Here is a 12,315-nt window from a genome sequence, read left to right as displayed (position 1 = left end):
TAATTATTCAAAGGCCGCGAATGCGGCCTTTGTTTTTTTCTGTCAAAGGTTAAAATCAGTCAAGTGCTCTGCTGACAGAGCGAAATAGTATTTGAACAGGTAAGCAGCGTGAATAAAAAACGAGTCTGGATATCGGCGGGCATTATCCTGAACCGCCAGCAGGATAAAGTATTCATCACCCGTCGTGCCGAAACGGCCCATAAAGGCGGCTTCTGGGAATTTGCCGGCGGTAAGGTAGAGCTGGGAGAAACGGCAGAGCAAGCGGTTATTCGTGAACTGAACGAAGAAGTGGGGATTACAGCCACCGAGCTGGAGCACTTTATTGAGTTAGAGCATGACTATCCGGAAAAAGCCTTAAAGTTCGATTTTTTCCTGATCAAGGCCTTTGATGGCGAAGCGTACGGCCGTGAGGGACAACCCGGCCAATGGGTGACATTGGATGCGCTGCGGGAATTCACTTTCCCCGAAGCCAACTATCCGGTTATTGATAAGCTGCTGGCCCGATAAAACCAGCAGATTTGGTAGCGGGCTGTTGACCCGCTATGTTACGCGTTATCTTCTGACCAGCCGTCTGAGTCTGACATGTCAGGGGCGCCGGGTATGGCTTTTTCTTCTGCCGCCCATTCCCCTAAATCGATAAGCTGGCAACGTTTGGAGCAAAAAGGACGGTACGGACTGACTTCTCCCCATACAACGTCGGCCTGGCAGGTAGGGCATTGGACTATCGTGGGTGTTCTTTGTTGCGACACGGGAACCTCAGCAAATCGCTAGTGTGAATTCAATTCTTTCGCTAACCGGATTACTCGTCGTGCTCTGCCCTTCATCAAAGGGCATGAATCGGATGGCAAACCGGCTGCGGTGACCGGATATCATAGGGTAAACCCCATAGCTGGGGCAAATTTGCAATCGTAACAGGCTGGCATTTTCCGCCTCATGCTGGAAAAAACCGTTGCGGGCTATCTGAGGTTTAAAGTGGCCGGATTCCCTGGTGACTCTCAGCCATAGCTGAATCGCCTGAGCCATTGGCTTGAGTTGATCTAACCAGTACGCCATATCTGCCTGTTTGCCGTCCTGCGACAGATGTAACCAGTGATGCAGGCTGGGCAAATCGAAACAGCAGCTGCCGCCGGGCAGCGAGAAGCGCTGTTTGATCCCGGCCAGAAAGCGATCTTCACGTAAGATCTGGCCCAAACGCGGAGCTGTGATCAGGTTGTGATGGATGGAAGCCATTTGATCCAGCAGCGACAGCACTGCACTTTGATCTACACCGTCGACATCCAGCCAGAGCTTGAGCTGAGATTGCTGCTTATCCAGATCTTTGGCCAGCTCACTTTTCACCTGGATCTGATCAAGAATATCCAGCACATCAAACAAAGCACGGAAAAAAAGCTGATATTGCCAGGGATCTTCCGATTCACTGGTGTGATTCATTTGGAGCAATAAATACTCCAGTCGCAGGTAAATACGGACTTTTTCGTTTAACGGGTGTTCAAAACGGGTTGTCTGCCGGTTAGTCTGCATAGTGCGGGCCTGTTATTCATCTCTTGATCAGCGCTGTATCAATTGCGATCAGCCTGCTCACTCAGGAGCAGATATTGCTGATGCAGCCGGGCAACTTCACCGCGTAACTGGTGGCTGTCACCATTGTTATCAATCACATCGTCAGCCGCCGCAAGCCGTTGTTCCCGGGTGGCCTGGGCCGCCAGAATTTTACGGGCCTGATCGTCGTTGACCTTATCTCGAACCGTGGTACGGGCTATCTGTATGTCTTCCCGAACATCAATCACCAGCAGTCTGTCGGTCATGGCTTGCAGCTGATTCTCCACCATTAAGGGTACAACTAACAGACAATAAGGCGAGGTGGCTTTATTGATATCCTGTTTCATTTGCTGGCGAATCATGGGATGCAGCAGGCTATCCAGCCAGGCTTTTAACGCTGGCTCATTAAAGATAGCTTCTCTGAGTTTACTGCGATTGAGCTGGCCATCTGTCAGCAGGATGTCATTCCCGAGGCGTTCAGTAATGGCTTTCAGGCCTGCTGAGCCTGGTGCCACGACGTCTCTTGCAATCAGATCGGCATCAATAATATCAATGCCATAGTTGGCAAACAGGTTAGCTACTGTGGTCTTACCGCTGCCAATGCCGCCAGTCAGGCCGACTACCAAAGTCATAATGGATATCCTAAATATGTCCCTACATACCAGCTAAGAACGGGGGCACCCCAAAGCAGGGCTATCCACCCGGCCAGAGCAAGATAAGGACCGAATGAAAACGGCGTCTGCATACCCGCTTGGCTGTCACTGTGTTGCATACGCAGCAAAATGATGCCACAGATAGCGCCGAGCAAGGAAGAGAGCAGGACAATAAAAGGCAGCAACTGCCATCCGGCCCAGGCTCCCAGTGCGGCCAGGAGTTTGAAATCGCCGTAACCCATGCCTTCCTTGCCGGTGAGCAGCTTGAATACCCAGTACAGGCTCCAGAGCGACAGGTAACCGACCATGGCTCCAATCACGGCAGATTCCAGACTGACCGGGCTGACATCCAGCAGGGCCAGTAGCAAACCTGCCCACATCAGGGGCAGAGTGAGCTGATCCGGCAGCAGCATTTTATCGATATCAATGAAAGTCAGGGCGATCAGGGCACAACCGGCGCCAATCACTGCCAGGCTCCAGGCCGAGAATGGCAGCACCAGTGCGGCGGCCAGCGCTGTGAGTGCCGTCAGAAGCTCGATGGCCGGATACCGGGCACTGATTTTTGTTTTGCAGTTACTGCACCGGCCACGGAGCAAGAGCCAGCTAACGACTGGAATGTTTTCCCAGGCGCGGATCTTATGCTGGCAGTGCGGGCAACTGGAAGCCGGCACACTGAGATTAAAAACGGGCTGGGGGCCAATTTCCGCATGTTCTGAAAAGCACTCGGCGCAATCTGCGCGCCATTGTCTTTCCATCATGACAGGCAGGCGCAGGATGACCACATTCAGAAAGCTGCCGGCGATCAGGCCGAAAATAGCGGCCGCCAGAGGGTAAAGCCAGGGATAGTAGGTCAGTAACGCCATGAGATTACTCATTTTCCATCAAGATATCCGAAGAACCGTTATTTTAGCCTGATTTTGCCGTCAGTAGCGAGCCGCAGACAAATAACTCAACCAACGGCTTTCATCAGATCAAACACGGGCAAGTACATGGCCAGCAGCAAGGTACCGATAATTATCCCTATGACAAGTATCAGCACAGGCTCGAGCAGGGTTGTCAGCGTTTTCAACTGCTGTGACAGTGCATTGTCATAGTAAGCCGCCAGCTCGAACAGCAGAGTATCTATTTTCCCGGTTTCTTCACCGACCATGATGAGCTGTATCAGACGTTCAGGAACAAGGGCGCGCTGTTTGCCCATCCCTTGCCGGATTGCGGAGTGGAGCGGTTGCCCGCCGGCGACCAGCCGGGCAGCCTGACGGTAGGTGTGCTCCAGCACTCTGTTACCACAGGTGCTCGCGGCAAGATTCAGCCCGTCCAGCAAAGGGACTCCGGCCTGAAAAGTGGTGCCCAATGTGCGGGTGAATCGCGCTTGCGCTGCCAGATGCAGGCAGGTGCCTGCTAGTGGAAACAGCAGTGCTACGTGGTGAAAACGGTATTGCCAGCGCAGGCTGCGGCGATACTGCCAGCGGCAGAGTCCGGTTATCAGGGCCACGCTGGCCATAAGTTGCAGGCTGTACCGGCCGGCGTAGTCCGACAGCGTCAGCACTGCACGGGTCAGCCAGGGGAGCTGGTGGCCCATGGTGGCAAACAATCCGGCAAATTGCGGAATGATCCACACCAACATCAGGGCAGTTACTGCCATGGCCACCACACAAACCGCAGCAGGGTAGAGCAGGGTATGGAACAGGGTACGCTGCAGCTGATGATACTGTTCGCGGTACGAGGCAATCTGTTCGAGAATTTGCGGCAGTTGCCCGGCGAACTCACCGGCTTTGAGCAGGCTGGTGACTATGGCATCGCAACAGGGTGTGTGGCGGGCAACGGCTTCAGAGAGCGGAGTGCCGGATGTGACCTGCTGCTGGATACGGTTCAGTATGGCGGCGGCTTCCATCCGGCTCTGCTCTTTGGTCAGAATGGCCAGTGCTGCGCTCAGCGGCAGAGAAGCACTCAGTAAGCTGGCTAGCTGCCGGAACATGTTGGTCAGATCCTGCTGCCGGAAACGATGACGGCGATAGATTAACCAGCCGGGTCTGATGCGGCGGATGGACTGAGGTGTAATCGATTGAATGCGAAGGGAGTCTTCGATCTCTCCGGGCTGGAAAGCGACACGCACGCCGCTGACGCTGCGACCATTGCTCTGGCGTCCTCGCCACCGAAAGTAACCTAATCGTTCTGCCGGTACCATCAGGCGCTCCCGGCATCCGGCTGCAGACTGTCACATGCCAGCACCCGCTGCAGCTCGCTCAGGCTGGTGAGGCCCTGACAGAGCAAACGGATCCCGGCCTGCTCCAGTGACAAGCCGTCAGCCTGCTCAGTCATAAAATCGTAAAGCGCGGCTTCACTTAACGGGTTTGTCTGGCTGGCTTTGCAAGATACCAGTTCAAACAACCCGGTTCTGCCTAAGTAGCCCTGATTACAGTGCTCACACCCCTGAGGGTTGGCGGCGAACACTGGCGTTGATGCGTCTATGGCCAGTCTTTGGCGTTGGCTGATCGCTAGGTCAGTCTGTTGCTTACAGTGCGGGCACAGGCAGCGGACCAGCCGCTGGGCGATGATCAGACTGAGTGAGGCGCTGAGTTCATAAGGCGCGATCCCCAGATGCTGTAATCGGTTCAGGGTATCGGCCGCGGAGTTGGTGTGCAGGGTGGACAGAACCAGATGGCCGGTCTGCGCGGCGCGTACCGCCATGGTCGCGGTTTCCTGATCCCGGATCTCACCTATCATGATTACATCGGGATCCTGGCGCAGAAAGGTGCGCAGTGCTGTGGCAAAATCCAGCCCGATGGCGGGGTGAATGTGAAGCTGGTTGATGCCGGGTAATTGAATCTCAACCGGATCTTCCGCGGTACAAATGTTGCGGTGTTCCTTGTTCAGTAAGTTCAGGGCGGCATACAGCGACAGTGTTTTTCCGCTGCCGGTCGGGCCGGTCACCAGGATCAGGCCCTGTGGCTTAGTCAGTGCCTGCTCAAAGACATTACGCTGGCCGTCGGTATACCCCAGCCTGTGCAGCGCCAGCGGAATATGGTTGCTGTCGAGTAAGCGCAAGACGACTTTTTCTCCCCACTGCGCCGGCAGCGTCGAGACCCGCATATCTACGGTCAGATCTTGATTGAGCGGCAGCCTGAAGCGGCCGTCCTGAGGCAGGCGCCGCTCTGCTATGTTGAGTCTGGCCAGTATTTTGAGTCTGGCGGCCAGCCGGGCAGCCAAATCTGAAGGGGGAGTGGCATGAATCAGAAGCAGGCCATCGCAGCGAAACCGGATCCGGCACTGTTTTTCTAACGGCTCGATGTGAATATCAGAGGCCTGCCGCCGTACCGCATCCAGCAGCAGGTGGTTGAGATAACGGCTGACAGGGGCGTCGTCGTTGTCGGCTGCTTGTTCGCTCGGCGGAGCCTGGGCGGCTGAGAGCTGCGCTATCTCATTGTCGTTGAGGCTGGCAGTATGCAGCGTGCTGGTAATCGGGTCACCGTAAATCCGCCTGATGGCGTTTTCCAGCTGCCTGAGCGGTAAAATCACCGGTGAAATCTGATAGCCGGAGGCAAAGCGGCATTCGTCCTGACTGCGGGTGTCAAAGGGGTTGGCGATCCCTAAGGTGAGCACATCCTTGTCCAGTGCGAGGGGAAGCACGCTGTGTCTTTCTATCAGGGGTCTGAGGCTCAGCCTTTTACAGACCGACTGATAATCGTAATGGTGGACATCGTCCATGGGCAGTCCAGCAAGATGGGCCAGCTGTTTGGCCAGATCCCGGTCGCTGAACACCCCAGAGCTGACGATGGCCGCGATATCGTTCAGGTGATGATGGCGCATTTCGGCCAGGATCCGATCGGCTTCAGCCGGATTGATGAGGCTGGATTGCAGCAAAGTGTTGACCAGAGCGCTGCTCATATTATTGCCCCGGACAAAATTGCGACTGGTTATCACCGCTGCAAAGTGTGCGCCAGACAATGCCGTGGGCGTCGCTCTGTGGCTGTAACCGGATTTCCGCATTTGCCGGCAGGCTGCCTTTGCGCTGTCCTTCCGGAATACGCGCTACTATGGCTGCGCCGTCAGTGATGGTTGGTGTGGTCCCTGACAGGCTTGCCGTCACCGTTGAGAAAATTTCAAAACTGTCACCGTTGCTTTTGCTGAAAAGTTGTCTGGCAGGTACACCGTTACTGCCGCTGTGACAGTCGACCAGCTGGGCGGTACCTGATGTTTGCCCTGTCATCAGGCATAAACTGACCGCGGTTTTCATCGCCGAGGAAGCATGCAGCATTTCAGTTGCATGGGCACGCTGGGTGTATCCCTGATAAGCCGGCATGGCAAAAGCCGCCAGTATGCTGATGATAGCCACCACTATCATCAATTCAATCAATGTAAATCCACTGTGTCTGGTCATCATGCTATCCGCCTGAAGAAACTGTGCGAATGAAAATAAGTCATGTTATTCATATGGATAGCAGTGAATCTTGGTTTCTCGGTGCTATTCAACCCCTTAGCTGCAACAGCCAGGGCTTACAACCGATCGCTGGAGGCTGCTCGAAGAAAACGGTGTCGGGCAGGCGGTATCAAGGGCCGGATTGACATTAGTCAGACTGACTTGCTCGAATGTGCTCATGGTGCGAAATGAGCATAAACACAGTGCAATTGCAGTAAATCACTTAAAAACCACTATTTTTGTTGGGTGTCTATCAAGACAATACTCAGATCACAGATAGCAAATGAGCACAAACGAAAAGATTTACTTTCATCGGTTTGATGAATACGCTCACTCGCTCATTAAAAAACCATCGCAATAATCATAACAACGAGGTTCCCTCTGAATGTTTGGAATTTTCACTCCCAAAGCGCATCAGCCTCTGCTACCGGCAGACAAGGTTGACAGCACCTACAAACGGCTGCGGTGGCAGCTTTTTATTGGAATTTTTTTCGGGTATGCAGGTTATTACCTGGTACGTAAGAATTTCAGTCTGGCGATGCCATACCTGATTGAGCAGGGCTTTAGCCGTGGTGATCTGGGTGTCGCGCTGGCCGCTGTCTCTATTTCCTATGGCCTGTCGAAGTTTCTGATGGGCAGCGTGTCTGACCGCTCCGATCCGCGCTATTTCTTAAGTGCCGGCCTGCTGATGTCGTCGCTGGTGATGTTTTGCTTCGGTTTCATGCCCTGGGCAACGAGCAGCATTACCGCCATGTTTATCCTGCTATTCCTGAACGGCTGGTTCCAGGGTATGGGCTGGCCAGCGTGCGGCCGGACTATGGTGCACTGGTGGTCCCGTAAAGAGCGGGGCGAAATTGTCTCGGTTTGGAATGTCGCTCATAACGTGGGCGGCGGCCTGATTGGCCCGCTGTTTTTGCTGGGGTTATGGGCTTTCCAGGATGACTGGCGCGCGGCCTTTTATGTACCTGCCTTTTTTGCTGCCCTGGTGGCTGTTTTCATCTGGCTGACGGTGCGTGATACGCCTCAGTCTTGCGGCCTGCCGGCGATTGAAGAATACAAAAACGATTACCCGGACGATTACGACAAGTCTCATGAAAAAGAGATGTCGGCCAAAGAAATTTTCTTTAAGTACGTATTTTCCAACAAGCTGCTGTGGTCTATCGCGATTGCCAATGCCTTTGTGTACCTGATCCGTTACGGCGTACTCGACTGGGCACCTGTGTACCTGAAAGAAGCCAAGGAATTCACTGTGGATAAATCATCCTGGGCGTATTTCCTGTATGAGTGGGCCGGTATTCCGGGCACGCTGCTGTGCGGCTGGATTTCTGACAAACTGTTCAAAGGGCGCCGTGCGCCTGCCGGTATTCTGTTCATGGTGCTGGTTACTGTGGCAGTACTGGTTTACTGGTTTAACCCGGCAGGCAATCCAACTGTTGATATGCTGGCACTGATTGCGATCGGTTTCCTGATTTATGGTCCTGTGATGCTGATTGGTCTGTATGCGCTTGAACTGGCGCCGAAAAAAGCGGCGGGCACAGCGGCGGGTCTGACCGGCCTGTTTGGTTACCTGGGTGGCGCTGTCGCGGCGAATGCGGTACTGGGTTACACAGTGGATCACTTTGGCTGGGATGGCGGTTTCATCGTGCTGGTGGGCTCTTGTATCGCATCCATCATCTTCCTGATGTATGCCTTTGTCGGTGAGCGGGCGCACCATAAACAAAAAGCACGCGAACAAGCACTTGCTTAAATTCATGCTTTAATCTTTATATTATTCAGGCCGTTTCATAACTGTGACGGCCTGACTCTTTTCGGGTGTCTATGTACCAACATATGGATAATAAAATGAAACTGAACGTTATTGGCTTAACCCTGGCTGCACTGACTTACTCTTCCTTCTCTCTGGCGGATCCGCTGGTGATTGCACACCGTGGCGCGTCGGGCTATCTGCCTGAGCACACGCTGGAAGCCAAAGCAATGGCCTATGCCATGAAGCCGGACTATATCGAGCAAGACGTGGTGATGACCAAAGACGACCAACTGGTTGTTTTGCATGATCATTATCTTGATCGTGTGACAGACGTAGCGGAGCGTTATCCTGATCGTGCCCGTGCCGACGGCCGTTACTACGCGATCGATTTTACCCTGGCTGAAATTCAAGGTCTGCGTCTGACCGAAGGCTTTAATATAGATAAAGACGGCAACAAGGTGGCGGGTTTTCCTGACCGTTTCCCGTTGTGGAAGTCGTCCTTTACTGTGCCGACACTGGCGGAAGAAATTGAGCTGATCCAAGGCCTGAACAGCACGTTGGGTTACAACATAGGGATCTACCCTGAGATCAAAGCCCCTTGGTTCCACCGCCACGAAGGCAAGGATATCTCCAAGGCCTTACTGAAAGTGCTGAAAGCCTACGGCTACGACAGCAAAGACGACAAAGCTTTTGTGCAGTGTTTTGATCCGATTGAACTCAAACGCATCAATGATGAACTGATGCCGGCCATGAAGATGGATCTCAATCTGGTACAGCTGATGGCCTACACCGACTGGAACGAGACCATGGTGTATCAAGGCAAGGATGCAACGCCGTACAACTATGACTGGATGTTTGAAAAAGGCGGCATGGCAAAAGTGGCTCAGTATGCCGATGGTATCGGGCCATGGAAACCTATGCTGGTGGATGATAAATCAACCCAGGATAAGCTGATCATCCTGCCGCTGATGAAAGAAGCTAAGTCTGCCGGTCTGGTGGTTCACCCCTACACTTTCCGTGCCGATGAAGGCCGTATTGCCCCTTATGCGGATAACTTCGATGACATGCTGGACGTGTTTTATAACAAAGTGAAAGTGGATGGCGTATTCACTGACTTCCCGGACAAAGCAGTGTCTTTCCTGAACCGCGGCTAACAGGGACTCATCCTTAATAAGAAAAGGGAGCGCTCTGGCGCTCCCTTTCTGTTTCTGAATCATCTGAGCTTATTTAAAGCGCATTGACAAGTCCATGGCACGCACATGCTTGGTCAGCGCGCCGACCGAGATATAATCGACACCGGTTTCAGCAAAGTCGCGCAGTGTTTCATCGGTGACATTGCCCGACACTTCCAGAGCGACCTGTCCCTGATTTAACGCAACCGCTGCGCGCATCATATCCGTGGTGAAGTTGTCCAGCATCACGATGTCAGCACCGGCATCAATGGCCTGTTTCAGTTCATCCAGACTCTCGGTTTCCACTTCCACCGGCTTGCCCGGATTGAGCTGCCTGGCCGCCTCAACGGCTTGTCTGATCCCGCCACAGGCAATGATGTGGTTTTCTTTGATCAGATAGGCATCGAATACTCCGATACGGTGGTTGAAGCCGCCGCCACACGCAACAGCGTACTTCAGTGCGTTGCGCAGGCCGGGTATGGTCTTACGGGTATCGAGCAGACGGGTTGGAGTGCCTTCCAGCAGATCGGCGTAATGTGCCACCTTAGTGGCGCAGCCGGATAAGGTCTGGATGAAGTTCATTGCATTGCGCTCGCCAGTCAGCAGAATACGCGACGGACCCTGCAGCACGCACAGCACCTGATTGGGCTCAACCGGATCGCCGTCGCTGACCTGCCAGTCTATGGTTACTTGCTCACCCAGTTGACGGAACACTTCGTCGGCCCAGAGCTGGCCGCAGAACACCCCGGATTCACGGGTAATAATGGTGGCCGTTCCCTGGCTGTCCGCCGGGATCAGGCTGGCAGTAATGTCGCGGGCCGCATCAATCTCGCCGCCCAAATCTTCGCGCAGCGCATCGGCCACATTGCGGCGGATATCTTCGGGAAGCTGCTGGCGCAGGTAGGCCAGGCGAGACTGCGTATCATGTTTTTGTTCCGTAGGGCTCATAACTTATATACCGTGTTGGCTGAGGCTGTCGAAATGAAGCCGATCATACTGTGAGATGCTGGCAAGGGGAAGGCATTCTCGGGTTGAGTGAGAGCGTCTACAGGTTTTATCCTTAGTGTCAGGTAAATCAAGCAAACAGGCAGCAGGCATGAATTTCAGAATTAACGACCAACACTGGCTGGACAAAGTGAAACGGGTGCCTTCTCCGTTCTGTGACCGCCGGCAGGATGAAACCGATATCTCTTTGCTGGTGATACACAATATCAGCCTGCCGCCAGAGCAGTTTGGCGGTCCTTATATAGAGCAGCTTTTTACCGGACAACTGGATCCGGACGGGCACCCGTATTTTCGGGAAATTCATCAGTTACGGGTATCCGCCCATTGCCTGATCCGCCGCGATGGCGAAGTGATTCAGTTTGTGCCTTTCAATGCCAGAGCCTGGCATGCCGGTGTGTCTGAATTTGCCGGCAGAGAGAAATGCAATGATTTTTCTATCGGCATTGAACTGGAAGGCACAGATACCCTGCCATATACCCCGGAGCAGTATGATGCTCTGCGCCGACTCACCCGCATTTTGTTAGCCCGTTATCCGCAACTGTCCCGCGCCCGCATCACCGGGCATGAATTTATTGCTCCCGGCCGCAAGACCGACCCTGGACTGGCCTTTGACTGGCGGTGTTATAAAAGCGGGTTAAGCGATTAAAAAAAATTTGAGCTGTTTTACAAAAAGTGACATTTTTGTATGTGACGAAAATGTTAACAAATTGGTCTGACCATTAACTTTCTGTAGGAATCTTGTTCGCAACATGCGGGATTATGGTCTAAAGTTGCGATAATTTTTGGCTTTCATGGTCCGAATTGCGGGGATTTATTGCTCGAAGTACCATGACATGAATCAAGTTGTCGGTAGACATCCTCAATTATTTCTGTAAAATTTCTGTATATAGTTAAATTGGTATGACCAATTAACCGGTCGTAGGGTCGAACTGTAAGATAAAAAAATACAAGAAGCAGATACTAATAAATGACTTATAAGCGTATTCGCCAAGCCAAGCTCTCAGACGTCATAGAGCAAGAACTTGAGCGACTGATCCTGGAGGGGATATGGTCCCCCGGAGACCAACTGCCGCCTGAACGAGAGTTAGCGCGGCAGTTTGACGTTTCGCGTCCTTCGGTACGCGAAGCGATTCAACGCTTAGAAGCCAAACATCTGCTGACCCGTCGTCAGGGCGGGGGCACCTTTGTGTCGGATCAGTTATGGCAAAGCTTTTCTGATCCCCTGCTGGACTTACTGGCAGCCCATCCTGAAACACAGCTCGATTTACTCGAATCCCGCCATGCCCTTGAAGGGCTGGCTGCTTACTATGCCGCTCTTCGCGGCAATGAAGACGATTTCGACCGTATCCGCGCCTGTCACAGCCGGATACAGGAAGCCCAGCAACAGGGTGATCTCAAGTCTGAAGCTGCCGCTGTGATGCAGTATCTGATTGCGGTGACCGAATCCGCTCATAATCTGGTACTGCTGCATATCATCCGCAGTCTCGCCCCCTTGCTGGAACAAAACGTATTACAAAACTTTGAACTCCTGAACCGTCGCCCAGAGGTGGTGGAGAAGGTGAGCAAACACCGAGCCGATATTGTGCATGCGATCGTTTCCGGGCAGCCGGAAATGGCGCGTGAAGCATCGCATGCACATTTGGCTTATATCGAGGAAACATTGTTGGATTTAACGCTTGAAGATAGCAGACGTGAACGCTCTCTTCGCAGGATTCAACAACGCAAGGACGGGCTGGATTAATACTTCCCTCATATAAGCCGAGGTCGGTATCAAACAGTCGC

The 12,315-nt window shown here is 53.2% G+C and carries 13 protein-coding genes; 5 read left to right on the top strand and 8 right to left on the bottom strand.

What is annotated here, in order from left to right; genetic code table 11:
• The first annotated feature begins 108 nt into the window (after positions 1–108).
• Positions 109–507 (top strand): 8-oxo-dGTP diphosphatase MutT, encoded by a 399-nt coding sequence (gene mutT / locus KCG43_RS08340; protein ID WP_192015813.1) that lies wholly within the window; start codon positions 109–111, stop codon positions 505–507.
• Between the two features lie 38 nt (positions 508–545).
• On the opposite strand, the gene yacG is transcribed toward mutT, so the two are convergent.
• The 7 genes from yacG to KCG43_RS08305 form a co-directional block, all read right to left on the bottom strand.
• The gene (yacG, locus tag KCG43_RS08335; protein ID WP_192015812.1) at positions 546–749 is read right to left on the bottom strand and encodes a DNA gyrase inhibitor YacG; all 204 of its coding nucleotides are present in this window, start codon (positions 747–749) and stop codon (positions 546–548) included.
• Positions 750–756: 7 nt separating this feature from the next.
• Positions 757–1,521 carry a cell division protein ZapD gene (gene zapD / locus KCG43_RS08330; RefSeq protein ID WP_218384326.1) on the bottom strand — a complete coding sequence of 255 codons (765 nt, stop codon included), beginning with the start codon at positions 1,519–1,521 and terminating at the stop codon, positions 757–759.
• A 38-nt stretch (positions 1,522–1,559) separates the two neighbouring features.
• Positions 1,560–2,171 (bottom strand): dephospho-CoA kinase, encoded by a 612-nt coding sequence (gene coaE / locus KCG43_RS08325; RefSeq protein ID WP_218384325.1) that lies wholly within the window; start codon positions 2,169–2,171, stop codon positions 1,560–1,562.
• Positions 2,168–3,055, bottom strand: coding sequence for an A24 family peptidase (locus KCG43_RS08320; protein ID WP_218384324.1), 888 nt, complete (start codon positions 3,053–3,055; stop codon positions 2,168–2,170). Before KCG43_RS08320 ends, coaE begins: the two co-directional genes overlap by 4 nt.
• A gap of 86 nt (positions 3,056–3,141) precedes the next feature.
• The gene (locus tag KCG43_RS08315; RefSeq protein WP_192015808.1) at positions 3,142–4,377 is read right to left on the bottom strand and encodes a type II secretion system F family protein; all 1,236 of its coding nucleotides are present in this window, start codon (positions 4,375–4,377) and stop codon (positions 3,142–3,144) included.
• Positions 4,377–6,077 (bottom strand): GspE/PulE family protein, encoded by a 1,701-nt coding sequence (locus KCG43_RS08310; RefSeq protein ID WP_218384323.1) that lies wholly within the window; start codon positions 6,075–6,077, stop codon positions 4,377–4,379. Before KCG43_RS08310 ends, KCG43_RS08315 begins: the two co-directional genes overlap by 1 nt.
• A 1-nt stretch (position 6,078) precedes the next feature.
• The gene (locus tag KCG43_RS08305; RefSeq protein ID WP_304622553.1) at positions 6,079–6,573 is read right to left on the bottom strand and encodes a prepilin-type N-terminal cleavage/methylation domain-containing protein; all 495 of its coding nucleotides are present in this window, start codon (positions 6,571–6,573) and stop codon (positions 6,079–6,081) included.
• A 421-nt stretch (positions 6,574–6,994) separates the two neighbouring features.
• Between KCG43_RS08305 and glpT the strand changes: the two genes are divergently transcribed.
• A complete protein-coding gene (gene glpT / locus KCG43_RS08300) occupies positions 6,995–8,356 on the top strand; it encodes a glycerol-3-phosphate transporter (RefSeq protein ID WP_218384322.1) in 1,362 nt (453 codons plus the stop codon).
• Between the two features lie 95 nt (positions 8,357–8,451).
• On the top strand, positions 8,452–9,510 hold the full coding sequence (gene glpQ, locus KCG43_RS08295; RefSeq protein WP_237794642.1) for a glycerophosphodiester phosphodiesterase: 1,059 nt from the start codon (positions 8,452–8,454) through the stop codon (positions 9,508–9,510).
• A 69-nt stretch (positions 9,511–9,579) separates the two neighbouring features.
• Here glpQ and nadC read toward each other — a convergent pair whose 3' ends face one another.
• A complete protein-coding gene (gene nadC, locus KCG43_RS08290) occupies positions 9,580–10,476 on the bottom strand; it encodes a carboxylating nicotinate-nucleotide diphosphorylase (protein ID WP_218384320.1) in 897 nt (298 codons plus the stop codon).
• A 148-nt stretch (positions 10,477–10,624) separates the two neighbouring features.
• On the opposite strand from nadC, the gene ampD reads away from it, so the two are divergent.
• Positions 10,625–11,179, top strand: a complete 555-nt coding sequence (gene ampD / locus KCG43_RS08285) for a 1,6-anhydro-N-acetylmuramyl-L-alanine amidase AmpD (protein ID WP_218384319.1) — start codon at positions 10,625–10,627, stop codon at positions 11,177–11,179.
• A gap of 321 nt (positions 11,180–11,500) precedes the next feature.
• Entirely contained in the window at positions 11,501–12,274 is a 774-nt protein-coding gene (gene pdhR, locus KCG43_RS08280; protein WP_027253657.1) for a pyruvate dehydrogenase complex transcriptional repressor PdhR, read from the top strand.
• Positions 12,275–12,315: the final 41 nt, after the last annotated feature.

The sequence above is a fragment of the Photobacterium sp. WH24 genome, assembly GCF_019204055.1.
GTDB classification, from domain to species: Bacteria; Pseudomonadota; Gammaproteobacteria; order Enterobacterales; family Vibrionaceae; genus Photobacterium; species Photobacterium arenosum.
Note: the sequence above shows the minus strand (reverse complement) of the source record. Positions and strands in the feature narration are given on the sequence as shown.

Bases quoted from the DNA above. Each gene is read 5' to 3' on its own strand.
- nadC (WP_218384320.1), bottom strand. From the start codon at position 10,476: ATGAGCCCTACGGAACAAAAACATGATACGCAGTCTCGCCTGGCCTAC.
- glpQ (WP_237794642.1), top strand. From the start codon at position 8,452: ATGAAACTGAACGTTATTGGCTTAACCCTGGCTGCACTGACTTACTCT.
- coaE (WP_218384325.1), bottom strand. From the start codon at position 2,171: ATGACTTTGGTAGTCGGCCTGACTGGCGGCATTGGCAGCGGTAAGACC.
- KCG43_RS08305 (WP_304622553.1), bottom strand. From the start codon at position 6,573: ATGATGACCAGACACAGTGGATTTACATTGATTGAATTGATGATAGTG.
- KCG43_RS08320 (WP_218384324.1), bottom strand. From the start codon at position 3,055: ATGGCGTTACTGACCTACTATCCCTGGCTTTACCCTCTGGCGGCCGCT.
- pdhR (WP_027253657.1), top strand. From the start codon at position 11,501: ATGACTTATAAGCGTATTCGCCAAGCCAAGCTCTCAGACGTCATAGAG.
- KCG43_RS08315 (WP_192015808.1), bottom strand. From the start codon at position 4,377: ATGGTACCGGCAGAACGATTAGGTTACTTTCGGTGGCGAGGACGCCAG.
- zapD (WP_218384326.1), bottom strand. From the start codon at position 1,521: ATGCAGACTAACCGGCAGACAACCCGTTTTGAACACCCGTTAAACGAA.
- glpT (WP_218384322.1), top strand. From the start codon at position 6,995: ATGTTTGGAATTTTCACTCCCAAAGCGCATCAGCCTCTGCTACCGGCA.
- ampD (WP_218384319.1), top strand. From the start codon at position 10,625: ATGAATTTCAGAATTAACGACCAACACTGGCTGGACAAAGTGAAACGG.
- KCG43_RS08310 (WP_218384323.1), bottom strand. From the start codon at position 6,077: ATGAGCAGCGCTCTGGTCAACACTTTGCTGCAATCCAGCCTCATCAAT.